We start from the raw sequence: 25,019 nt of genomic DNA, 5'->3' as shown, positions 1-25,019 counted from the left end.
CTAATGTCTATTATCTAATGTCTATTATCTGATTACAAAAAGAAAATATAAAAAGTTAAACGAATGAAACATTTAAGTTTAGTTCTGCTGTTTGCATTAATGACTTTGGGAGTACAGGCTGAAATAAAACTATCAGCATTATTCTCAGACAATATGGTATTACAGCAACAATCAGAAGTTGCCATCTGGGGTTGGTCAGATGCTAAAACGTCTATCTCTGTACAAACATCATGGAATAACCAGAATTATACTACTAAATCTGATAAATCAGGAAAGTGGAAAGTAATGGTTAAAACACCTGAAGCAGGTGGTCCTTATGAAGTAACCATTAGTGATGGAAAAGCCATTACTCTTAAGAACGTGATGATTGGTGAAGTTTGGTTATGTACAGGACAATCGAACATGGAGATGCCAATGAAAGGATTCATGGGACAACCTGTAGAAGGATCGAATATAGATATCTTAAAATCAAAAAATAAAAATATCCGAATGTTATCTATCCCTCGTAGCTCAAAAACTGAACCTCAGGATAATTTCGAAGGTCAGTGGAAAGAAGCTTGTCCGGCAGTAGTATCTAATTTTAGTGCTACAGGGTATTATTTCGGACGATTATTGCAGGAAATGATTGATGTTCCTGTTGGATTAATCGATGTAAGTTTTGGTGGTTCATGCATTCAGGCATGGATGAGCAAAGAAACTTCTGTTGAATTTGAAGGCAAGAAAGTACCTGAAAAAGGTGATTCTATTCCGGAAGTAAATCGTACACCAACCGTACTTTTCAACGGAATGCTTCACCCAGTTATTGGATATGGCATTAAAGGTTGCATCTGGTACCAGGGCGAAACAAACTATATTGAAGCTGATAAATACGAAGACTTATTGCCTACTATGGTAAATGAATGGCGTACTTTATGGGGCCAGGGAGATTTCCCTTTTTATTATGCTCAAATTGCTCCATTTGATTATTCTGTATTTAAGCCATTGGAAGATCAGGAAGAAAAACATAATTCAGCATATCTAAGAGATGCTCAAAGAAAGGCTGAAGCTAAAATTCCTAACAGCGGAATGGTAGTATTATTAGATATTGGTGAAGAAACAAGTATCCACCCAATGAAGAAACAAGTTGGAGGAGAAAGATTAGCCATGTATGCGCTGGCCGACACTTATAAAATGGAAGGTTTTGGATATAAAAGTCCATCTTTTAATGCCATGTCTGTAGATGGTAGTAATGTTGTGGTTTCTTTTAACCATACTAACGGATTAACATCCTATGGTAAAGAAATTAAAGGTTTTGAAATAGCAGGAGAAGACAAACGCTTTTATCCTGCAACAGTATTTTTAAGAAGTAAATCAGTAGTACTATCATCTCCAAGAGTTAAAAAACCAGTAGCAGTACGCTATGCATTTAAGGATTTTGTAGTAGCTGAATTATTCGGTACTGATGGTTTGCCTGTTTCATCATTCAGAACTGATAATTGGTAAATATTATAAATAAAGAATTGAATTTTTAAGGCTGAAAGCCTTTAATATTAAAGCAAGGGGCATAGCCCCTTGATATGAGCATCCTGATTATCTCAGGCTGAAGGTCTGAATCTTAATTTTTCAATACTTGATCTATATTAAATAATATATTCTATAATTAAATTTTTGTATTAGTTGTTTTATGTAAAAATCCCCCGTTAAAAGGGTGTTTTTAATTTTTGAGAAGAGAACGTCCATAACAAGCTTTTTAAGCCTGTTATGATGTTTTCTTTGAAAAAACTATTAAGGGTAAAAAGGTTAAAGTGCATTTTAAGGAGGAATCATTAATCTTGATTCAAAAAATAAGGGCTGAAGGCCCTAAATACATTAGCCCAGTGTGTAGCGAGGCGAAACGCTGGGTAAATATTCACAGTGAAAATTAGGCCTGAAAGGCTGATATCTTTAGCCCTTGGAGTTAGCCTTGGGGCGGAAATATAAATAAACACACAAGGCCTGAAGGGCTGTAATCATATAGTTCTGGGTGTGAGCCCTGAATATTATAATTTTCCAAAATGAAAAAAACATTATTTCTAATATTCATAGCCATAATAACTTGTAACAGTTTAATCAACAGTGCAAACAAAGTTGATTTGGATCAGTACAATGTTGTATGGACAACTCAAAGTAAAAATTCATCCGAATCAATGCCCTGCGGAGGTGGAGATATTGGCACAAATGTTTGGGTAGAAAATGGAGAAATAATATTCTACTTGTCAAAGAGCGGAACCTTTGATGAAAACAATACTTTTCTAAAACTCGGCAGAGTCAGAATTCACCTCTCTCCTAACCCATTTGAAGGAGAATCTTTTAAACAGGAATTAATCCTTAAAGATGGATATGTTCAGATATCTGGTTCTAAAGAAAACCTATCTGCTGATGTAAAATTTTGGGTTGATGTTTTTAATCCTGTGATATCAGTTGAGATCAATTCGAACCAAAAAATTAATGTGGATGCTATATACGAAAACTGGCGTTATCAGGACAGAGAATTACGTAAGGGAGAAAGCTTTCAAAACACCTATAAATGGGCTCCTCCTAAAGGACTAAAAACTTTAGCAGACCAAATATCTTTTAAGGATAATGGTGTTTTGTTTTATCATAGAAATAAAGCTGAATCAGTCTTTGATGCCACTGTAGATCAACAGGGATTATCAGGTATTAAAGATCAACTTTATAATCCATTACACAACTTAACTTTTGGTGGTTATATGACAGGTAAAAACTTCAAGTCTGTAACAACCACCGATGGAACATATTTAGATACGGATTTTAAAGGATGGAAACTTCAAAGTAAAGAAGCGTCTAAAGCACATCAGTTAAAAATAAGTCTGCATTCAAACCAAACCGAATCTATTGAAGACTGGCAAACCGAACTTTGGAAAACAGTATCAACTGCAACTACATATTCATCCTCATCACACAAAAAAACAATTGAATGGTGGAACCAGTATTGGAACAGAAGCTTTATTCAAATTCAATCAGGTAAGGATCAAAACAGCCAGGAGTACCAAGTAGGAAAAAACTACCAGTTATTCAGATATATGTTGGGTTGTAATGCATATGGAAATTACCCTACCAAATTCAATGGTGGTTTATTTACTGTTGATCCGGTTTTTGTTGATGCTAAAAAGAACTATACTCCGGATTTTAGAAACTGGGGAGGTGGAACATTTACAGCACAAAACCAACGTCTGGTTTACTTCCCAATGCTAAAAAGCGGTGACTTTGATATGATGAAACCGCAATTTGATTTCTACTTACGCATATTAAACAACGCAATATTACGAAGCAAAACCTATTGGGGACATGATGGTGCTTGCTTTACCGAGCAAATAGAAAACTTTGGCTTACCTAACCCTAGTGAATACGGATGGAAACGACCTGATTGGTACGACAAAGGTATGCAGTATAATGCATGGCTCGAATATCAATGGGACACGGTTTTGGAGATATGTTATATGATTCTTCAAACCGAGAAATACAACAACAATGATATTTCTGAATACATTCCTTTAATTGAAAGCTGCCTGACCTTTTTCGATGAACATTACCAATACCTGGCAAAACAACGAGGTAGCAAAACATATGATGCCAATAATCATTTGGTATTTTATCCGGGGTCCTCATGCGAAACCTATAAAATGAGTTATAACTCAACCTCAACCATTGCAGCCTTGCAAACGGTATTAAAAGAAACGATTGCTCTGCCGGAGAAATACATGACTCAGGAACAAAAAGATAAATGGAGCAAGATGCTTGAACACATCCCTCCTATCAGTTTTACAGAATATGATGGTCATAAAACAATTGCACCGGCTAAATTATGGGAAAGAGTAAATAACGTTGAAGTTCCTCAACTTTACCCTGTATATCCTTGGGGAATTTATGGCGTAGGGAAACCTGATTTAGAAGTGGCTGTAAACACATGGAAGTATGATCCTGATGCCAATAAGTTTCGGAGTCATATTGGCTGGAAACAAGATAATATTTTTGCTGCCCGATTAGGATTAACTAAGGAAGCAGCTGAATTAGCAAAATTGAAGTTGAAAGATTCTGAGAGAAGATTCTCTGCATTCTGGGGACCGGGTTACGATTGGGTTCCTGATCATAACTGGGGTGGATCCGGTATGATTGGACTGCAGGAAATGTTATTACAAACCAATGGTGATGAGATTCTTCTATTCCCGGCCTGGCCAAAAGATTGGGATGTACATTTTAAACTTCATGCGCCAAATAACACAACTGTTGAAGCAAAAGTAAAAGATGGAAAATTAGAGTACCTGAACGTTGAACCAAAAGAAAGAGAAAAAGATATAGTGAATTATTTAAAATAAAAGAACCACCTCCCCCTCGTTCCTCGGGTACTCCTCCTTCAAAAGGAGGAGAATGTCGCAGGAAGTTGCTCTCTGAATTTTAGGAGGATAACACAGGCGGGATGGTATATATATCAATTAAAAGTAAATACAATAGTTAGTTAAGTATTTGTAATGTTTTGATTGTTTTATTAATGAGCATTTTATGGTAAGACATATAAAATACGGACAATAAGCGTTTTGTAAATCAGTCTTTGGTCTTTTGACTAAAATCTAACAATCTATTGAAATAAAAGTCAATCGTAAATATTTAAAAGATATAATCTGATGTCAACAAAAAAAGCAATAGGCATTTTAATAGTAGTCCTTAACCTGATTAGTTTTTCATCCTGTACCAAGGAGAAAATCGCGGTTAAAGAAATTCTTTGCGAAAATAAAGTCAATCCTCAGGGGGTTGATGTTCAAAACATACATTTCAGCTGGAAGATGATTTCCTATGAGAGAAGTAAATCTCAATCTGCCTATCAGATAATCATTGCTTCTGACTTAAACAATCTGAATTCATATAATGGTGATATATGGAATACCGGCAAAGTTCAAAGTGACCAAAGTATCCTAGTAAAATATGATGCTGAAAAACTTACTCCGGGAACAAAATATTTCTGGAAAGTAAAAGTGTGGGATGAATCAGATAACGAATCCAGATGGAGTGGAACGGGAGATTTTGTAACTGGTTTGATTTCTGAATCAGACTGGAGTGGCGCCAAATGGATTGCTTATGATGAGTTGGATTCTGCCAACAGAATTGTTCCGGGAATCCATGCTCCTAACTACAGTAAAGAGTGGAAACACAAACCACTGGGGCAACATGTGCTTCCTATTATCAGAACGGAGTTTAATATAGACAAAGAGATCGAATCTGCTTATGCATTTATTTCCGGATTAGGTCATTATGAGATGGATTTAAACGGTAATAAAGTTGGTAATCGTTTTCTGGCTCCGGGTTGGACAAACTATGATGATTATTGCTTTTATAACACTTACGATATCACTGAAAACTTAAATAGCGGAGCTAATGCCATTGGTGTTTGGTTAGGAAATGGTTTTTACAACATCCCTAATTCACGATACCGTAAACTGCTTACTGCTTATGGTAATCCTAAGATGATGTGTAAGATTTTAGTTAATTATACCGATGGCAGTTCTGAGTCAATTGTTAGTAATGAAAACTGGAAAACAGATGCCAGTCCTATTACTTTTTCGAGTATTTATGCCGGCGAAGATTACAATGCATGTTTAGAGCAAGAGGGTTGGAATAAACCTGGTTTTGATGATTCGTCATGGAAGAATGTTGTTGTAACAACAGCACCTAATCATCATATCATTGCAGAGATGGATTATCCTGTGGCTATTGAAGAAACCATTGCTGTTGATACAGTTTTTGAAGTTAAAACTGAGCAAGGCGGGTACTTATACGACTTTGGTCAAAATGCTTCAGGTATTGTTGAACTTACTGTAAAGGGAAACAAAGGCGATACTATTAAATTATATCCTTCGGAGCTTATTAATGAGGATAACAAAGCCGTTCAGGGTGCAACAGGTAAACCTTATTATTTCACTTACATCTTAAAAGGTAATGAAGTAGAAACATGGAAACCTCGTTTTACATTTTATGGTTTCAGATATGTTCAGGTTGAAGGTGCAACGCCGCAAAAAATGGCGAAAGAAAACACTACAGAAATCATCGACCTAAAGCTTTTACATAACAGAAACTCTGCTCCTGAAGTCGGAACTTTCAATACCTCATTTGAACTATTCAATAAAGTTAATTCACTAATTAAATGGGCCATTAAAAGTAACCTTCAAAGTGTGGCTACGGATTGTCCTCATCGCGAAAAATTAGGTTGGTTAGAGCAAAGCTTTTTAATGGGTGGTGGAATTCATTATAATTACGATGTGTATCATTTGTACTGTAAGATCATTGATGATATGATCAGCGCCCAAACGGCTGATGGACTGGTTCCAACTATTGCTCCTGAATATACTGTATTCGACTTTGCCAATGGCGATTTCAGGGATTCTCCGGAATGGGGAAGCGCATCAGTAATCTTACCTTGGCTAATGTACAAATGGTATGGCGACAAAACGCAAATGGACAAGGCATGGCCTATGATGACTCAATATGTGGATTACCTGAAAAGCAAATCTGTAAATCATATTTTAGATTTTGGATTAGGCGATTGGTACGATTTAGGTCCTAACTCTCCGGGTTATGCTCAGTTAACACCACGTTCATTAACTGCTACTGCCATATATTATTACGATGTTAAGTTGTTATGCGAAATGGCTGAGTTGACTAATAAGAAAGAGGAATCTAAATATTATGGAGATTGGGCTAACGAAATAAAGCAGGTATTTAATTCAACTTTCTTTGATGCTGAAACCAATATCTACAGCACAGGAAGTCAAACGGCCATTGCAATGCCTTTGGTAATTGGTTTAGTTGATGATGCTAAAAAGGATGCGGTATTTAAAACCTTAATCGTATCTATTAATAATGGCAATAAAGATTTAACTGCTGGAGATATTGGTTTCCATTACCTGGTTAAAGCCTTACAAAATGGTGATGCAGGTAACTTGTTATTTGATATGAATGCTCGTGATGATGTTCCGGGATATGGCTTTCAATTGAAAAAAGGAGCAACAGCTTTAACTGAATCATGGCAAGCGTTAGAGCGTGTTTCAAACAATCACCTGATGTTAGGTCATATCATGGAATGGTTTTATGGTGGATTAGGAGGTATTGAGCAAACTGATAATTCAATAGCGTATAAGGAAGTAAAAATTGCACCTCAGTTTGCAGGCAACATTTCTTCAACCGAAACAAGTTATGAATCGCCATACGGAACCATAAAATCAGCATGGAACATTACAGAACATCAAACTGAATTAAATGTTTCAGTTCCGGTAAACTCAACTGCTGTAGTGTACTTCCCTGCTGATAAAAAAGATACCATACTAGAAAATGGTAATTCAATTGATACTTCAAAGGATATTGAAGTTTTAGGTTATGAAAAAGGTAAGATCAAAATCAAAGTTGGTTCAGGTGAATACACATTCACAAAGTAAAATACAATAGTAAAATATTAATTCAGACATGAGGCTATCTATTCATAGGTAGCCTCTTTTTGTATATAAAAACATTCTTTGTTATAACCCGGGCTGTAAGCACATGCTGGTTCAAGTTTGCAACTTGGACCTTTGCTCTAGTTCAACGAAGCGTCTCGCTTCGTTGTTAATTTCAGGCCTCTGGCCTTTTGTATTTACTACTAGCATTTATTATTTCAAAAATATCAGGCAAGAGGCCTTGGCTTATGCAACATAGCGAGACGCTATGCCGAACTTATGCATTTAGCTAGGCAGTCCAAAATAACTTACATCGTGCTGGTTCAAGTTTGTAACTTGGACCTCCATATCTCTTCCACAAGTTTGTAACTTGTGGCACAAATCTTATCCCTTATCATTATTTTATTTTGTACGCTATTCCAGTACAAGATAATACCAACAAAAAAAGCACTGTATCAAAAATACAATGCTTTAAATATTTAATGTTTTAATTAAGCCTTTTACAGGCTATTATTATTCAGGTTGAACAAATTCACCATTAGCAACAATTCTAACTTCATCGCTAATGATTAGTTCAGGGAACTTTCCTCCTACTTCAAAATCTGAACGTTTAATAGTTCCATCTATTTGAAAAGAAGTAGTCAGTTTTGATGACATTGGATTTGTAGTTTGTCCTCTGTATAATAAATCTACTGTAACTGATTTTGTAACACCATGAATAGTCAAATCACCTGTAAGTTTATATTTGTTCTCTTCTACTTTTTTAATCGCTGTACTTTTAAATGTCAACTCAGGATATTTTTCAACATCAAAAAAGTCAGCACTTTTAAGGTGATTATTACGAGCTTCAACTCTTGTATTAATCGAACTTGATTTAGCTGTTAAATTAAATACTGCATCACTAAAATCTGGTTTAGTTGATTCTACATTAACTGTAAAGTCATCAAATGTTCCGCTAACATCATTAATTCCTAAGTGTGTTACAGTAAAGAACAATTGAGAGTGTGCTGCATCATTTGTCCATACTGAAGATTTACTTGCTGTAAATGCTGAAAATGTAATTACTGCTACGACTGATAATAATAAACTTAATCTTTTCATTGTATTAATTTTTAATTGTTTTTATTTTTTCTAATTCAAATGAAACGCTCAAGAATCTTTAAGATTAAAAGTGACTTGATTGTTGCATTCTTTTTTTGTTTTAAATCTTTAATACAAATATAGATCAGCATTACACCTCGTACACTTGATCTATGTTAAGAAATAAGTTTTAGGATGAAAATGTATTGTATGATGTGATCGCTAGTTTATATATTGGAGATGGACAAAGCCATATGATTAAGAAGACCGCGCTATACTTAATTTTCAGTTTGTTACACCGCGTTAATATCATTTTTAAAAGTCAGTCTAATTGGCCTTGACAGATTCTTTTAGTAACCCAGTCAACTCTAATAAATGAACACCTAACATACTGAATTACTGACCATCCCACAATTTTACGAGACCAAATTTCGGCCAAGAAATATCGCCCTGCAGTTTTGCGAGACCAAAATTCTGCTAAGAAATATGGCCCTGCAGTTTTGCGAGATCAAATTTCTGCTAAGAAATATGGCCCTGCAGTTTTGTGAGACCAAAATTCTGCTAAGAAATATGGCCTTGCAGTTTTGCGAGACCAAATTTCCGCCAAGAAATATTGCCCTGCAGTTTTGCGAGACCAAATTTCCGCCAAGAAATATCGCCCTGCAGTTTTGTGAGACCAAATTTCTGCTAAGAAATATAGCCACGCAGTTTTGTGAGACCAAATTTCTGCTAAGAAATATAGCCATGCTGTTTTGCGAGATATGTCTTCAATTATAACAACAGATGAATAATATTATACCCTTACCCAAAAATTTTAAGAACAGCATCTTTATAACTCTTCCCAACCGGAAGTTTTGTATTATTCACTTCAAGTATATTTCCTTCTAGCGACAAAATTTCTTTAACTGATACAATATATGATTTATGAATACGAATAAAATCGTCTTTAGGTAAGGCATCTTCCAACTCCTTTAACGAAGCCAGTGCAGTAATTTTTTTGTTTTCGGTATGGAAAGTAACATACGCTCTTTGCCCTTCAATAAACTTAATATGATCAAAGTTGATTTTATACAATTTACGATCGGCTCGTACTGTTAAATAAGTATCTGCTATTTTTGTTTGGATAGAATCCGGATCTAAAGTCACATTTCGGTTATCCGATTTCATTTCAAACTTATCGATCACCTTATTCACAGCCTGAAAAAAACGTTCAAAGGAAAATGGCTTTAAAAGATAATCTGTCGCATTTATATTAAACCCTTCTATGGCATATTCCTGATAAGCAGTGGTAAATATAACATCAGGCTTATGATCCAGACTCTTCATAAAATTAATGCCGGTGATATCAGGCATTTGAATATCCAAAAAAATTAAATCTACTTTTTTTTCTTTGATCAGATCCATAGCTTTTAAAGGAGAATTAAAATCGCCTAATAATTCAAGTTGAGGAATTTTGGCAATATAATTAATGATATATTCTCTTGCCAAACGTTCATCATCTATAACTATACATCTGATTTTCATGTGTTTATTTTTTTCTTTTCACCACATGAAACTTGCCGAAAAAACAATCATTCTCGTGTGTGAGAAGTTTATCGCATGGCTCGTTTCATATGTAATTATTTTTTTATTATCATCTTAAATGTAGACACTATTTAGGATTAATCATTAATCACCCTTCTCCCTTCTCCCTTGTTCCCAGTTCCCTTGTTCCCAGTTCCCGCTCACTCCTACTTCGTAACTACTGCTTTATATTTCTAAAGATAATTCAACTTTATAAATTTGATTTACTTCATTAATATCAAGTTGATACTGATCTTTATAAATAATCTCTAACCTGTGTTTTACATTTTTAATTCCCAAACCACTTCCTGGTAGACTTCTACCAACCTCTGGTACCGTATTTTCTATTATAAAAGATAACTTATTATTACTATTCTCTATTTCAATTTTTACAAAAGCTTCTTCTATTTCTTCTATTTTACTGTACTTAAAGGCATTTTCTATAAAAGGAATAAATAACATAGGTGCTACTTCTATAGAATCCACATCTGCTCCTTTGGTAAACTGAATATTTTGTAAGTGCTCAGATTTCATCTGCTGAAAAGCCATAAAGTTTTCAATATACTTTATTTCCTGTATTAACTTTACCTTATCCTTATTACAATCGTAAAATACATAGCGTAGCATTTCACTCAATTTCAACACACTTTCAGGAGCATTTTGCTTGCCCATGTAGGTTAACGAGTAAATATTATTTAATGCATTAAATATAAAATGAGGATTAATTTGAGCCTTTAATAACTTTAATTCAGTTTTTAATTTCTCTTCGTTTAAAAGCTTTTCATTGACTTTTAGCTGAGTAGTTTGCTCCATTAAACTAACCGATGTTGCGGCAAAAAAGGCCAAACTAAACTGCATAAACAATCGCATAAACAAAAACATGATCGGAGGATGATCAGATGAGTCATTACTAAAATAATCAAAGTATAAAATCTCTCCGGTTACCACAATTGAGGTAAGCACTAATATTATAGCAAATGACGAAAAAAAGTACTTTTTCTTTTGATGATAGTATTTGGGGAAAATATGATATACAATAATATTATAGACCAAAGCCAAACAGCCCACATTGTATGCTGCAATAACAATGGCTCTTAATAACGATGCAAAATAAAACATCATATTAAAGTAGAGTGCAAACAACGCTCCCCAGACAGCTATCTGCACCCAATATTTTTTAGCAAACTTTAAATTCACAATTTGTTTTTTTTGTTTGGTGGTAAAATCATCGTAAAACATACGATACCATGTTCGTAACAAAACTAAATAACATTATGCTGAATCCTAAAATTATTAAACAAATGTACTTGCTTTTATCATAAACCTTTAGTTTTAACGAACAACTAACATCAGCTGTCTTAAATACATATAAAACGTATTTGGTATATAAAAACTATACGTTTGTTCATTAAGTTTCTGTTTTACACATCTCCAATCTATTTTTAAATTCTCAAATAATAGAATTTAATAATATCAATAATACGCTGTATAATATGAACACTATACATAAAAGAACTGCAAATTATATACTTATATGAAATTTACAGGGAGTTATTTGTGGACATTACATACAGAGAAAGAAAATTTAAACAGATGAAGAAGAACGTATTTAGCATCCTAATTGGTTTGGCTATTATTGTTGGTGCTATCGTATTATCGGGATATTTGATTAACTCAAAACCTGATCCCCAAAAAAATTCGTTAATACATAATACGATGAATGTTAAGGCCAGTCAGATTAAATATTCTGACATTGAAACAAATATGAAATACCGTGGTCGGGTTTCTGCTTTCAATACAGTAGATTTAACGGCAGAAGTTTCAGGACGTATACTTCAGGGGGACATTTTATTTAAAGAAGGCGAATCTTTTAAGAAGAATGATATTATTGTTCGTATTTATAAAGAAGATGTACTTGCTACTCACAAGGCCAGTATCAGCAGCTTTTTACAAACTCTGGCTCAGATTCTTCCGGATATTAAAGTTGATTATCCTAACGAATACGAAAAATGGAATAACTTTTTTATAGCTATTGATCCTGAGCAAAACTTACCTGAGTTACCACAAATAAACTCTAATCAGGAAAAAGTTTTTCTTTCTGCCAACAATGTATTAACAAACTACTACAATCTTCAAAATCAAGAAATAAACTTAGCCAAATATACCATTCGTGCTCCTTTTAATGGAACATTAAAAACTGTAAACAGAGAAATTGGTGCTGCTGCATCAATGGGTTCTACTTTGGCTACATTAATCCGTTCTGATAAATTAGAAATTACTGTTCCTGTATTTACCGACGATATTCAATGGATTAAAAAAGGCGATACAGCTACCTTAATTGAAAGAACCGGTGCTGAAACCAGCATATCAGTATCACGAATATCAGGTTATGTTGATGAAGAAACTCAATCGGTTAATGTTTATCTTACTTTTTATCCTAGCAGTCAGATGAATTTACTGGAAGGTGAATATGTTGACATAGCTTTTGAAGGTCAGACTGTCAATGGATTTGAGATACCCAGGGAATCTTTAGTTGGAGAAACATATGTTTATGTACTAAATGAAGGAAAGCTGGATAAAACTAAGATTAATATTATAAGATCACTCAACGATACTTACATTATCACAGGTATTGAAGAAAACAAAACTATTGTTACCGAGTCGTTAGCCTCTATTAGCTCAAATGTTGAGTATATAGCACGCGACTAAGCTATCATTACTAATTTTCTATTGAGTATTGCTAGTTCCATGCTACAAAAAACATAGAATAAATGCATAAAACAACCATGTAAGTTTGATTGCACAAATTTACATACAGGAGGTTCATCTAATTTATATGGTAGTTCCTTCTGGCAGTTGAAAATAAATTTATACAGATGAAAAATATTTTATCACAATTCGTAAAATATCCTTTTTATGGAACAATGGTGATAGTAGTGCTGGCATTGTTAGGCTATTTCTCCATGAGCCATATGAAAAAGGCTACATTCCCCTTAGTGGAATCTAAAACCATCTCGGTTTCTGTGATGTATCCGGGAGCCACTCCCAAAGAAATGGACGAAGGAATTACCTCTCTTGTTGAAAATAGTTTAAGAGGAATTTCAGGTATTAAAGAGTTCTCATCAACATCGAGCGAAGGTTCTGCAAGTATTACCATAACCGCATTAAATGGTTATGATATGGACGAACTACTATCCGATGTTAAGAACACAGTAGATGGTATCTCCAACTTTCCGGCTAATGCAGAGCGACCAATTGTTGCAAAAGGACGTGCCCGCGATATGGCCATGTTTATGTCATTATCAGCTGAGTCCGGAAATGTTCTCGACTTAAATAAAATGGCTAATAAAGTTGAAGATGACTTATTAGCAACAGGAAAAATATCTCAGATTAGTATTTTTGGTGTTCCTCGAAATCTTGAATTGGCTGTTGAGCTAAACGAAACACAGTTACGCAGATATAACCTGACATTTACGGATGTTAGAACTGCCATCACACAAAATAACCTGGATGCTTCGGGAGGTACTATCCGTAATCCACGTGAACAAATCAAAATTATCAGTCGCCAGAAATCAGTTAAACCTAAAGACATTGAAAACATTGTAATTAAGGCTAACGAGAATGGTCAGCCTATTACAATTGGAGATGTTGCTAGTGTAAAGCTACAGGTTCCCGAAGATCCAAGTAATGGTTATGTAAATAAAAAACCAAGTGTTACCTTATTGGTACAAAAATTAAATTCTGAAGACTTAGAGGATATATCCAATATCGTAAAAGAATATATTGAAGAGTTTAATAAGTCGCACGATGATTTTCATATTACAGTCCGCATGGACTTCCTTGATATCATCGATGGTCAGTTAAGTATCCTTATTGAAAATGGTATTCAAGGAGTATTTTTAGTTGTACTATTATTATCCTTACTACTTAATATCCGTTTGAGTTTATGGGTAGCATGGGGTATTCCAGCATCATTCCTTGGGATGTTTATCGTAGGTAACCTGTGCGGTTTAACCATGAACCTGATCAGTCTTTTCGGAATGATATTAATTGTTGGTATTCTGGTAGATGATGGTGTTGTAATTGGTGAAAATATATTTACTCACTTTGAAATGGGTAAATCTCCCCGACGTGCAGCTATTGAAGGAACATTGGAGGTGTTACCTGCCGTATTTACTTCGGTTGCAACAACTATGATTGCCTTTAGTCCGCTATTCGTAATTGAAGGACAAATGGAAGTGATGTACGAGATGGCTTTTGTTGTTGTCGTCTGCCTCGCCATATCCTTAATGGAAGGTATGTTTGTTTTGCCTGGTCACCTTGCAAATCCTAAAGTATTAAAACCAAACAAGGAAACTTCTTTATACGGTAAACTTCGCGCTTATATCGATAAAAAGTTAGATGGTTTTAAAAACCGTATTTATGCTCCTTTTTTAGATTGGGTTTTAACTCACAGAGGAATAGCAATGGCATCAATAACTGGTTTATTTATTATTACCATAGGTTTAGTTGGCGGAGGAGTAATTGGATTTACATATTTTGGTGCTTCTCCATCTGATATGTTTACCATTGACCTGGCTTTAAAACCAGGGGTGAATGAAGAAATTACCAAGCAACTTTTATTTGAAATTGAAGATAAAGCCTGGAAAGCCAACAATGAATTAATGGAAGAACAAGGAGATACCATGTCGTATATTTCGGCCATGAGTATTTCTATGGGTAGTGCATTTTCAGGAACTGAAAGAGGTACCAATGCTGGTATGATCCGCGTTTTCCTTAATTCTTTAGAAAAAACACAGGTTTCTGATCAGATCATTAAGAAAGCGATTGCTGAACAGGTTGGTAAAATTCCAGAGGCTTATAAATTTGCAGTTGGTGCATCAAATCGCTTTGGAGCTCCGGTATCCATCAGTTTATTGGGATATGATGCAGAAGAATTAGATAAAGCAAAGGAAGAACTTGAAATACAATTGGCACAAATGCCAGCCTTGTATAACATAACAGATAATAGCCAATTGGGTAGTCAGGAACTACGTTTAACTTTAAAACCAGAGGCATATGCGCTGGGATTAACCTTATCTAGTTTAATGTCTGAAGTGCGTCAGGGTTTTTATGGAGCATTAGCTCAACGTATTCAAGAAGGTAAAGATGAAATTTGGGTTTATGTAAGATACGCACGCGAGGATCGTAAAACTGTTGGTCAACTTGAAAATATGATCATTCATACTGCTCATGGAGATTTTCCTTTAGGAACCATTGCTGAAATTAGTACAGCGCGTAGTTTGAGTTCTATCAATCACTTTAATGGTCGTAGAGAGGTTCGGGTTAATGCTTTCCAAAAAGATCAGTCACAATCTGTTCCGGATATCCTGGCCTTTATCGAAACGAATATCCTAAGCGAAATCATAAAAAAATATCCTGACATTACTGTAATGCAACAAGGACAGCAAAAGGATAGTAAAGAACAAGGTGGTAGTATGCTCATGTATTTTGGTTTGGCATTTATCATTATGGTCCTTATCATTATGATTTACTTTAAATCTTTCCGCCAGGGAATCTTAATCATTATGATGGTTCCACTGGGTATCATTGGCGCTGTTTGGGGACACGGATTTCATGGTCAGCCTTTGTCAATGATGAGTTTATGGGGTATGGTTGCCTTATCTGGGGTAGTAATTAACGATGCCATTGTATTTGTATCTAAATACAATATGAACCTGGAACGAGGAATGCAATTGATTCCTGCCGTGAAAGATGCTGGATTATCAAGGTTTAGAGCTATATTCCTGACTACTGTTACAACTACTGGTGGGTTAATGCCTTTAATACTTGAAAATAGCCCGGACGCCAGAATGTTATTACCAATGGCTACAGCATTAGCTTATGGTATTTTGTTCGGAACCTTATTTATTCTTGTTATTTTACCTGTATTACTTGTTTTAAATAACAAAAACATGATCTTAATGCACAAAATATGGATTACAATTGTAAAAATATTCAATCCTAAAAGTGACATAAACGAGGATTTTACACCTGAAGATCTAGAACCGGCAGTAAAATATGCGAAGATTGATAAAACAATGAAGGAAAATATGGCAAAGAAAATTGATAGTACTTTGCATATTGATTAAATTAAGATCGATTTTAAAAACAATGGTAATGAAAAACATTAAAATTCAGATATTAACCGTTTTATTCTGCATACTCTCAATGGGTATGCAGTCTCAAAACACCTTATCTTTATCGCAGGCCATTGAAATGGGTCTGCAAAACAATTACGATTTAAAGGTGACTCGTAACAACGAAAATATTGCTTCCATTAATAATAACTGGGGTAATACAGGCGCTTTACCCACAGTTAGTTTCAGCGCAGGATTATCTGAAAACCTTAATTATAATGATAATGAGGATTACAGAACAGAAAGTCTTTCGCCTCAGGTTAGTTTAAACTGGCTGTTATTTGATGGTTTTTCTGCACGAATCACTAAAAAACGATTTGAAGAACTTGAAAATCTATCTAAAGGTAATACCGTTATTCTTGTTGAAAATACAATTCAGGATATCATTTCTGCCTATAACAACTGTATTGTACAACAAGAGCTAGTAAAGGTATACGATGAGTTAATGAGTCTATCTGAAGACAGATATAACAGAGAATTAAGTGGTAAAGAAATTGGCGTTAGTACTACTTACGAAAGTTTGTTAGCCAAGACTTCATGGCTTTCTGATAAATCAACTTATTTACAACAAAAAGTTTCCTACGAGAATTCTATCAGAACACTAAATTTTATTTTAGGAATTAAAGACAATACTATGTGGCAACTTACTTCTGAAATAAAAAGTGACCTGCCTGATTACACATTATCTGATTTAAGTAATAAGTTAATATCAAATAACACAACACTTAAAAATCAGTATATTAATCAAACATTATTGTCAAAAGAAACTGCTTTAGCAAAGAGCAATTATCTTCCTACAATTAGTTTAAACGGAGGTGTTTCGCAAACAAACAGAAATACCTATTTTTCAAAAACTTCTGCTAATGACACTGAAACAAACTTTTCTGATGTCAATGTAGGTTTGAATATATCGTACACAATTTTCAACGGTGGGCAACGAAAAAGAAGTGTTCAGATTGCAAAGATTGAAGAAGAATCGGGGTTGGTTGAAATAGACCAAATGAAACATAGCCTTCAGAATCAGTTGATGCAAATATTTAGCACCTATGAAGTTCAAAAAGAATTAGTTGTTTTAGCTAATGAACAAGAAGAAGCGGCAAAACTAAATATGGATATGGCTGAAGAAAAACTTAAAAACGGATCTATTGATTCCTTTGATTTCAGAGCTATTCAGATTAACTACTTAAATGCTGCCATTCAAAAGTTAAATGCAACATATAATGTTATAGAGTCTCAAACTGCTTTAACCCGCATAACGGGTGGTATTGTAGATGAGTATTAATAAAAATAAGTTACGGTTATTATAAAAAAAGAAAGGTTGACAAAATAATTTGTCAACCTTTCTTTTTAATATCGTTCCACCTTTTTTACAACTATTACCTAGTATATAAAAACGGGCTTAATGGTCTTGAATACTATGCAACTTGTTAACAAGTTTGATTCTTTCTCTCCTTACAATGAAAATTCCAATTAGCAATGCAGCAATACCAATTATTCCCATACCAAAACAATTTAGATTTATTGAGATTTACGCTACAAATATATTCAAAATTTTATAAAAATGTAATCAAATGTAAAAAAATGTAAATTTATTTACGGTTTGTACTTAATTTTCTGCTCAAACCACTGTTTTTATATCATTTAAGCGCTTAAAAAAGTCTTCAGCAGAAAGATCTGATTTATTCTTAGCTTTAGTTTTATAGGTATAAATGGTATTGATAGAAACATCCAAAACCTGAGCTATAGTTTCATTATCAATAATCCCCAATCTGATCAATGCTAAAATTCTCAATTCCGTATTCAATAGCTGCCCACTTTTTAAAACATATTTATTCTCAGGTAAGATAAATGAATCTACTTCTTTAATAAAGTCAGGAAATAACGATAGAAATACTTCATCAAAATTATGAAACAACTGTTCTCGCTCTTTTCTCGGATTTATCTTTTTCAATACAGTTTTTAATTTTACAGGATTATTAGAACTTAACAGCTTGTTTAATGCTTTAGAAATTTCTTCAAGTTTATTTATATATCCTGAGCTTGTATTAAAAAAATGACCAATGTATTTCTCTTTAATCCTGTTGGCTTCATTTAATTGAGTATTTAAAACCTTTAGCTCCTTATTACTCTTAGTGATGGATATCCATATTTTTCGCAGGTTAAAAAGCTGACGATATACTATTATTAAAAACAACAATACACCAACAATCAGTAAGGAAACAATCCATGCATATTTAAAAGCAGTTTCCTTCTTCCTCTCCTCCTCTATTAATTTTGCACCTTCAATAGCTGGAAATATCTCAGATACTTCGAGAATCCTTTGTTTGGATCCAAAAAAATCAGCATCTTTTTTTGCCTGTTGCACATATTTATATGCTTTCTGCACCTCTCCATCCTGATACAGATATCTTGATAAAACTCTTAAAGATGTAGCTTCCTTTGTAACTGTTTTAATATCTGCTATTGCAGAGTTTACCAGATGTTCAATGCCTGAATTCCTTCGTCCTTCTTCAACATCAATAAAACCTAAACTGGAATGTATTACAGCCTGCTGGTGTAAATCAGGAGATAGGTTATCATAGGCATATTTAAAATAGAAAGAAGAAGAATCAGGCTTCCAGTTTACTAAATAATATAAGGCCTTTGTTAAAACCGGCTTTATGGTGCCCTCAACTGCATATTTACTAACCGAATCCACATAAGCATTTGCAATCTGGCGATATTGAGGTGAATAAAAATCATCTTTTATATAGTCGGCTAAATCATAATAGGCACGCACTTTATAGCTATAATATTCCTGAATATCTTCACCCTTCAGCTGTTCAATATCTACTTTGTTTAAAGTATCAATGGCTTCTTTGTAATAACCTACAGAAACCAACAAATGACCATAATTGGATAATGTTTGAGCAATAGATGCTGGATTATTCACATTATAAGCCATATCTATGGCCTTTCTGTAATAACACATGGCCGAATCAAAAACATACACCGTGTATTCATCAGCTATTCTGCGATACAATTGATACTGTTCTTTTTGATTATGAATGAATGTTTTTTGCTGTAAAAGACTTTTCAGCGAATCAATACGTTGCTCCTTAATCTGAACATAATACCACTCTTTATTAATAGCTTTATCTAACTCAGAAAAGACATCTTTTTGTTGCGCAAAAGATGTCATCAAAAACAAGAATAGAATAACACTTAGAATTACTCTTAACATATAATGATATAGATTTTGAGTAAAAATACTTAAATGAAGTATAAAATGACCCTGGACTGATTATTTTTTCATTGATAAAACTATTAGTTTTGTAGCTCATTTAATAATAAAACGATCAACAATCACTATGGATGTAAAAATTGAAGCTGGCTGGAAGGAACTACTAAAATCGGAATTTGAAAAGGAGTACTTTATTAATCTGACACAGTTTGTACGAGATGAATATAAGACTCAAACCATATTTCCTCCGGCTGCAAAAATTTTTAATGCCTTTGAATTGTGCCCTTTAGAAAATACCCGGGTTGTAATTCTGGGACAAGATCCTTACCACGATATAAATCAGGCCCATGGCTTATGCTTTTCTGTAAATGACGGTATCAAAGTTCCCCCATCATTGGTTAATATATATAAGGAAATTCAAAGTGACTGTGGTGTAACTCCTCCTGCCAGCGGTAATTTAGAACGATGGGCAAAACAAGGCGTGTTATTGTTAAATGCCACATTAACCGTAAGAGCACATCAGGCAGGCTCTCACCAGAAAAAAGGTTGGGAAGAGTTTACTGACAGTGTCATAAAACATCTGGCTCAGGAAAAAGAAAACATTGTATTCCTATTATGGGGAGCATACGCAGGTAAAAAGGCTGCATTTATTGATGAAACAAAACATTGCATTCTTAAATCTCCTCATCCATCACCTCTTTCTGCACACAGAGGATTTTTAGGAAATAGGCACTTTAGTAAAACCAATGCGTTTTTAATAAGCAAAGGGTTACAACCTATTGAATGGTAATAACCCTTACTTTTGAATTGTTGATAAATATTATACAATCTGTTTATCGATTGAAATTTCGTATTTCTTAATCTTTCTTTTAAGCGCATCTCTTGATATGCATAACAGTTCAGCTGCTTGAGTCTGATTAAAATCGCAACGTTTTAAGGCCTCAACAATCAATGTTTTCTCATGTGATTCTATACACAAAGATTCGATATGTAGTGATTGATTTTTATTTTCGCCTTTAATTGGAAAATCTTCTGGAAGCAACTCCTCTCCTTCCAATAGAATTAAAGCCCTCTCAACCATATTTCGCAACTCTCTAACATTACCAGGAAAGTGATATGATTGCAGCTTTTTAATAAGTTCTTTAGATATAGAAGGAACTGTCATTTTCTTTTTCTTTGAAAATGATTGTACAAAGTGATATAATAGAGGCTTTATATCTTCAGGTCTTTCTCTCAGCGGAGGAATATTAATTTCTATAGTATTAATCCTGTGATACAAATCAATTCTGAATTTATCCTGTTCTATTAACTCCTCAATATTTTTATTAGTGGCAGATATTATTCTAACATCAACAGCAATCTCTTTATTACTACCAACTTTCTTAATTTTATTTTCCTCAATAGCCCTTAATAACTTAGCTTGTAATGAAAAAGGCATATCTGCAATCTCATCTAAAAACAGTGTTCCATTATTTGCCAATTGAAAGTATCCTTTCTTGTCCTCTCGTGCATCTGTAAATGCCCCCTTAACATGGCCAAAAAACTCACTTTCTAATAAAGTTGATGGTATGGCAGAACTATTAACAGGTGCAAAAACCTGTTCTTTTCGTGGACTTCCATAATGTATGATACGGGAAATGATTTCTTTTCCTGTTCCATTTTCTCCAGTAACCAATACATTTACATCTTTATCTTTAGCTGCTTTTAAGGCTATCTTCAAAACATTTTTAATAGCATCACTCTCTCCAATAAAATCCTTCTCAATCATGCTTTCCAGCTCCATGGAAACCAGCGACCCCCTATCTTCAGCATTTTCAAGTTTAGCCTGCAATTCAACAAACTTACCAGTACGTTCTACAGCCACCTGAATATCCATCACCTGAAATGGTTTACGAATAAAATCTGAAGCACCTTTTCGCATCGCCTCAATAACCATATCCATATCTCCATACCCGCTAATCATAATTACTTCAGTATTGGCATATTCCTGCTTAACTTTTTGGAGTACATCCAATCCATTCATTCCAGGCAACATAATATCCAGAATCAAGATTCCTGGCTGCTCTTTCTCCAGAATTTCAAAACCTTCGTTAGGTGTGTTTGCTGTATACACATTAAAATTTCTCTTATCCAGATGATATTTGAGCTTTTCTGTAATTCTTACTTCATCATCCAGAATTAAAATTTTTAAATTATCCATTTTACTGATGCCATTAACTAATCATTACCTGCAGATTTTCTGCCTTATCTTTTTTGAATAGGGAATACTACCTTCATGCTGGTTCCATCCATAACCCTGCTCTTCACTTCTATTCTTCCCTTCATCTCGTTAATCAAACTATAGGAGATAGACAAACCTAATCCGGTTCCTTTTCCTAATTGCTTACTGGTTACAAATGGTAAAAATATATCCGTCTTTTTATCCTGGGGAATTCCAATACCATTATCTCTAACCTCTATAAAAACCTGATCGTTTTCAACCCCGGTTCTGATACTTATTTCTTTTCTAAATTCATCATCCTTTTCTGAGCGTTCCTCAACAGCATCGCGTGCATTGGAAAGTAAATTATGAATAACCTGTTCTACTTTATGCGGATTTCCAAGAACCTCAGGAACGTGAGCATCTAACTGCAAACTCAATTTAATATTATGATTCTGGTATTGGCGCTGTATCATTGATATTGCTGATTCCACACAATCCGAAACTGAAAAACTCTCGAACACACTTTCTTTTTGTCCGCTGGAAAATACTCTGATGTGATCTACTATTTCTCTAACTCTTACTATATCTTCAAAAATTTCGTTTACCGATTGCTTTAAAAATTTCTCATCAGGATGTTCTTCCAATAATTCAAACTTAATTCCTTCAGCTGATAATGATATATTTTGTATTGGCTGATTGATTTCATGGGCAATACCTGCAGCTAATTCACCTAGTGAAGACAGACTGGATTGATGAACAATAATTTGTTGTTGTTCTTCTTGTTTCTGTAAGGCTTCTTTAATTCGCAATTCTAAATTGCTATTCTCAACTCTCTTTAAGTAATACCTGTAATAAATAATAAATACAAGAATTAAAATGACCAGAATTGTAAAACCAAAAGATAGACGCCACTTGGAAAGATTTTCTTTTTCCAGGCGCAAGCGATAATTTTCATTTTTAGCCTGGAGTATATCATTTTCCTGAGTTTTCTTTTCAAGATCATGAACCACTAAGGTATTAGTAAATTCTTCAGCCTTTTGCTCCTGCGACAAGAAATCTGATATATCAGAATACAACACCTGATATTCATAAGCCCTTTTAAAGTCTTTCTTTTCCTTGTAAATTAAGGAAAGCTCATAATAAATAGTTCGGAGTACAGTTTTGTTGTTAATTACCTCAGCTAACTTTAAACTCTTCCTGAATTTATCAATAGCGTCTTCATAATGCCTGTTATCCTTTGCAATTTTAGCCAAATTCAAAAAAGACATCGACGCCCCTAAATGATCATTTAATTTAATTTGTAATTTGAGAGCTTCTTCAAATAAGGCTTTGGATTGTTTTAAATCCTTGTTTAAATAAAAAGTACCTGCCATCCGATTCAATACCTCTGAGATACCAAGCTGGTCTTTTCTTTCAACTAATTCATCGTATAGTAACAAAAAGTATTCTAATGACTTATCATATTCTTCCAGGTATAGATGAATTTCGCCTATATTTCTCCATAACGTAGTTTTATCACCATCTTCACCAATTAAATCCAGGGCTTTTCTATAATTATCAAGCGCTAAATGATAATCTCCCAGGTTTTTATAAACATTACCAATATTTTCATAAGTATCAACAATTGATGATACAGTGGAATTTTTGTCACTTAATAATATCAGTAACGACCTTTTATAACTATCGAGGGATTTATGGAATTTATTCAACCGATAAAATGTGGTAGCTAAAACATTTACGCCTTCCTGATCACCAATTGATTTATAAGTACTTAATGATTTCTTATAATAATCTAATAATTCATCGTAATCACTTAAAAAATAGTAACCCATCCCCAGGTTACCATAGGCTTTAGCTTCTCCTTTTTTATCATTAAGTTCTTTTGCTAAACTTAAGGCTTGCTTGGCATAATTAACCGCTTTTTCAGCGTCAGAAGTTAAATAATATCTTGAAAATTGATTATAAACTTCAACTTTCTCTGATCTGGAAGCATTTTTAAGCTTCCTGTGTAAATTATCTAGAACTGACTCTTCTGATTTAAGGATTATAAAAACACTTAAACAAAACAGAAGTGTCAGTATTTTTTTTAGATTTATCATTATAGGGATAACTATTTTGCTGGTTCGAAGAATCCTCACTCTATACATCCCAACACACCGATTCTTCAATAATCAGAGCAAAATACTATTTATAAATCAACTCAACAATTTTTTCCAGGCCCTCTTTATCTTCTTTATCAAAATTAGAAAGATCTCTACTATCTATATCCAGAACTCCTACGATTTCTTCTGATTTATTAAGAACAGGCACAACAATCTCTGATTTTGAAAGAGAACTACACGCAATATGGCCAGGAAAGGTTTCAACATCATCCACAATTACAGTTTGCTGCGTATTAATACCAGCCCAACATACACCAGTATCTTTTTTTAATCTCAGGCATGCTAATGGCCCCTGATAAGGTCCAACCAGTAATTCTCCTTCCTGAAGAAGATAAAATCCAGTCCAAAAATACCCTTTCATTTTATGATGTAATATGGCTGATATAGTGGCCATTCTGGAAATTGGACTATTGATTGGAGTTGTTAACTTCTCTATCTGATTATATAATCGATCGTACTTAGATAATTTTGCTGACATAATATATTATAAAAAAACAATGCAAGATAGGTAAATAAACCAAATCTTGCATCTGTTAATATTCCGATTAAAAAGTTTTCTTTTTTAATACTTCTCGAATAAGTGGGCGATAAATACAACGCTTCTTACTCCTCTAACATATTTTGTAATTTCTTTCGAGTAAAGAAGATTCTACTTTTCACTGTACCAATTGGCAAATCTAATTCTTCAGCTATTTCTTTATATTTATAGCCTGAAGTGTGCATAGTGAAAGGTATTCTGAACTCATCATCCAATTTTTCAATACTTTGGTTCATTTCATTTACTGCCTGAACCATTTCAGGTGTTTCTGAAGAATAATTTCCTTTAAAAGCAACTCTGTATGCATCCTCTACTGATTCAAATGTACTTCTTGTTTTCTGAGTTCTTCTATAATTATTAATGAATGTATTCTTCATAATCGTAAACACCCACGCCTTAAAATTTGTATTGGATACAAACTGTTTTCTGTATGTTAACGCCTTCAATGTTGTTTCCTGCAACAAGTCATTAGCATCTTCTTCATTGGCCGTTAAGCTAAGTGCAAAGTACTTTAGCTTATCTTGTAGGCTCAATAACTTTTCATTGAATTGCATTGTTGTCATGGTGTAATGTTTTGTTTGTTATAACCAGTAACTTCTTTCTAATTGTTT

General features: G+C 34.0%; 15 protein-coding genes. 7 read left to right on the top strand and 8 right to left on the bottom strand.

Going from position 1 to position 25,019, the window contains the following annotated elements; translation table 11 throughout:
* The first annotated feature begins 63 nt into the window (after positions 1-63).
* From OM075_RS05640 to OM075_RS05630, 3 genes are all read left to right on the top strand, one after another.
* Positions 64-1,482: a sialate O-acetylesterase gene (locus OM075_RS05640; protein ID WP_301189510.1), complete on the top strand. Its 1,419-nt coding sequence runs from the start codon at positions 64-66 to the stop codon at positions 1,480-1,482.
* Between the two features lie 551 nt (positions 1,483-2,033).
* A complete protein-coding gene (locus OM075_RS05635; RefSeq protein ID WP_301189509.1) occupies positions 2,034-4,355 on the top strand; it encodes a DUF5703 domain-containing protein in 2,322 nt (773 codons plus the stop codon).
* A 306-nt stretch (positions 4,356-4,661) separates the two neighbouring features.
* Positions 4,662-7,463: a family 78 glycoside hydrolase catalytic domain gene (locus OM075_RS05630; protein WP_301189508.1), complete on the top strand. Its 2,802-nt coding sequence runs from the start codon at positions 4,662-4,664 to the stop codon at positions 7,461-7,463.
* A 510-nt stretch (positions 7,464-7,973) separates the two neighbouring features.
* On the opposite strand, the gene OM075_RS05625 is transcribed toward OM075_RS05630, so the two are convergent.
* The 3 genes from OM075_RS05625 to OM075_RS05615 all read right to left on the bottom strand — a co-directional run bounded on the left by OM075_RS05625 (position 7,974) and on the right by OM075_RS05615 (position 11,300).
* Positions 7,974-8,561 carry a YceI family protein gene (locus tag OM075_RS05625; RefSeq protein ID WP_301189507.1) on the bottom strand — a complete coding sequence of 196 codons (588 nt, stop codon included), beginning with the start codon at positions 8,559-8,561 and terminating at the stop codon, positions 7,974-7,976.
* A gap of 780 nt (positions 8,562-9,341) precedes the next feature.
* Positions 9,342-10,064 (bottom strand): LytR/AlgR family response regulator transcription factor, encoded by a 723-nt coding sequence (locus OM075_RS05620; protein ID WP_301189506.1) that lies wholly within the window; start codon positions 10,062-10,064, stop codon positions 9,342-9,344.
* A gap of 225 nt (positions 10,065-10,289) precedes the next feature.
* Positions 10,290-11,300, bottom strand: coding sequence for a sensor histidine kinase (locus OM075_RS05615; protein ID WP_301189505.1), 1,011 nt, complete (start codon positions 11,298-11,300; stop codon positions 10,290-10,292).
* Between the two features lie 396 nt (positions 11,301-11,696).
* Between OM075_RS05615 and OM075_RS05610 the strand changes: the two genes are divergently transcribed.
* The 3 genes from OM075_RS05610 (at position 11,697) to OM075_RS05600 (ending at position 17,564) form a co-directional block, all read left to right on the top strand.
* The gene (locus OM075_RS05610; protein ID WP_301189504.1) at positions 11,697-12,812 is read left to right on the top strand and encodes an efflux RND transporter periplasmic adaptor subunit; all 1,116 of its coding nucleotides are present in this window, start codon (positions 11,697-11,699) and stop codon (positions 12,810-12,812) included.
* Between the two features lie 167 nt (positions 12,813-12,979).
* A complete protein-coding gene (locus OM075_RS05605) occupies positions 12,980-16,234 on the top strand; it encodes an efflux RND transporter permease subunit (RefSeq protein WP_301189503.1) in 3,255 nt (1,084 codons plus the stop codon).
* Between the two features lie 28 nt (positions 16,235-16,262).
* The gene (locus OM075_RS05600) at positions 16,263-17,564 is read left to right on the top strand and encodes a TolC family protein (RefSeq protein ID WP_301189502.1); all 1,302 of its coding nucleotides are present in this window, start codon (positions 16,263-16,265) and stop codon (positions 17,562-17,564) included.
* Positions 17,565-17,900: 336 nt separating this feature from the next.
* Here the strand turns inward: OM075_RS05600 and susR are convergent, their stop codons facing one another.
* Positions 17,901-19,505 carry a SusR family glycan utilization regulator gene (gene susR / locus OM075_RS05595; RefSeq protein WP_301189501.1) on the bottom strand — a complete coding sequence of 535 codons (1,605 nt, stop codon included), beginning with the start codon at positions 19,503-19,505 and terminating at the stop codon, positions 17,901-17,903.
* 127 nt (positions 19,506-19,632) lie between these two features.
* On the opposite strand from susR, the gene ung reads away from it, so the two are divergent.
* Entirely contained in the window at positions 19,633-20,295 is a 663-nt protein-coding gene (gene ung / locus OM075_RS05590) for a uracil-DNA glycosylase (protein WP_301189500.1), read from the top strand.
* A gap of 30 nt (positions 20,296-20,325) precedes the next feature.
* Here the strand turns inward: ung and OM075_RS05585 are convergent, their stop codons facing one another.
* The 4 genes from OM075_RS05585 to OM075_RS05570 all read right to left on the bottom strand — a co-directional run bounded on the left by OM075_RS05585 (position 20,326) and on the right by OM075_RS05570 (position 24,971).
* Positions 20,326-21,705 carry a sigma-54-dependent transcriptional regulator gene (locus OM075_RS05585; protein WP_301189499.1) on the bottom strand — a complete coding sequence of 460 codons (1,380 nt, stop codon included), beginning with the start codon at positions 21,703-21,705 and terminating at the stop codon, positions 20,326-20,328.
* Between the two features lie 44 nt (positions 21,706-21,749).
* On the bottom strand, positions 21,750-23,807 hold the full coding sequence (locus tag OM075_RS05580; protein ID WP_301189498.1) for a tetratricopeptide repeat-containing sensor histidine kinase: 2,058 nt from the start codon (positions 23,805-23,807) through the stop codon (positions 21,750-21,752).
* Between the two features lie 85 nt (positions 23,808-23,892).
* Positions 23,893-24,348 carry a GAF domain-containing protein gene (locus OM075_RS05575; RefSeq protein ID WP_301189497.1) on the bottom strand — a complete coding sequence of 152 codons (456 nt, stop codon included), beginning with the start codon at positions 24,346-24,348 and terminating at the stop codon, positions 23,893-23,895.
* 125 nt (positions 24,349-24,473) lie between these two features.
* Complete coding sequence (locus OM075_RS05570; RefSeq protein ID WP_301189496.1) at positions 24,474-24,971, bottom strand: sigma-70 family RNA polymerase sigma factor; 498 nt, start codon at positions 24,969-24,971, stop codon at positions 24,474-24,476.
* Between the last annotated feature and the right edge of the window lie 48 nt (positions 24,972-25,019).

This window comes from Plebeiibacterium sediminum (genome assembly GCF_026013605.1).
Classification (GTDB): Bacteria; Bacteroidota; Bacteroidia; order Bacteroidales; family Marinilabiliaceae; genus Saccharicrinis; species Saccharicrinis sediminus.
Note: the sequence above shows the minus strand (reverse complement) of the source record. Positions and strands in the feature narration are given on the sequence as shown.

Coding starts and splice junctions, on each gene's coding strand:
- OM075_RS05640 (WP_301189510.1), top strand. CDS start 64: ATGAAACATTTAAGTTTAGTTCTGCTGTTTGCATTAATGACTTTGGGA.
- OM075_RS05635 (WP_301189509.1), top strand. CDS start 2,034: ATGAAAAAAACATTATTTCTAATATTCATAGCCATAATAACTTGTAAC.
- OM075_RS05630 (WP_301189508.1), top strand. CDS start 4,662: ATGTCAACAAAAAAAGCAATAGGCATTTTAATAGTAGTCCTTAACCTG.
- OM075_RS05625 (WP_301189507.1), bottom strand. CDS start 8,561: ATGAAAAGATTAAGTTTATTATTATCAGTCGTAGCAGTAATTACATTT.
- OM075_RS05620 (WP_301189506.1), bottom strand. CDS start 10,064: ATGAAAATCAGATGTATAGTTATAGATGATGAACGTTTGGCAAGAGAA.
- OM075_RS05610 (WP_301189504.1), top strand. CDS start 11,697: ATGAAGAAGAACGTATTTAGCATCCTAATTGGTTTGGCTATTATTGTT.
- OM075_RS05605 (WP_301189503.1), top strand. CDS start 12,980: ATGAAAAATATTTTATCACAATTCGTAAAATATCCTTTTTATGGAACA.
- OM075_RS05600 (WP_301189502.1), top strand. CDS start 16,263: ATGAAAAACATTAAAATTCAGATATTAACCGTTTTATTCTGCATACTC.
- susR (WP_301189501.1), bottom strand. CDS start 19,505: ATGTTAAGAGTAATTCTAAGTGTTATTCTATTCTTGTTTTTGATGACA.
- ung (WP_301189500.1), top strand. CDS start 19,633: ATGGATGTAAAAATTGAAGCTGGCTGGAAGGAACTACTAAAATCGGAA.
- OM075_RS05585 (WP_301189499.1), bottom strand. CDS start 21,705: ATGGATAATTTAAAAATTTTAATTCTGGATGATGAAGTAAGAATTACA.
- OM075_RS05580 (WP_301189498.1), bottom strand. CDS start 23,807: ATGATAAATCTAAAAAAAATACTGACACTTCTGTTTTGTTTAAGTGTT.
- OM075_RS05575 (WP_301189497.1), bottom strand. CDS start 24,348: ATGTCAGCAAAATTATCTAAGTACGATCGATTATATAATCAGATAGAG.
- OM075_RS05570 (WP_301189496.1), bottom strand. CDS start 24,971: ATGACAACAATGCAATTCAATGAAAAGTTATTGAGCCTACAAGATAAG.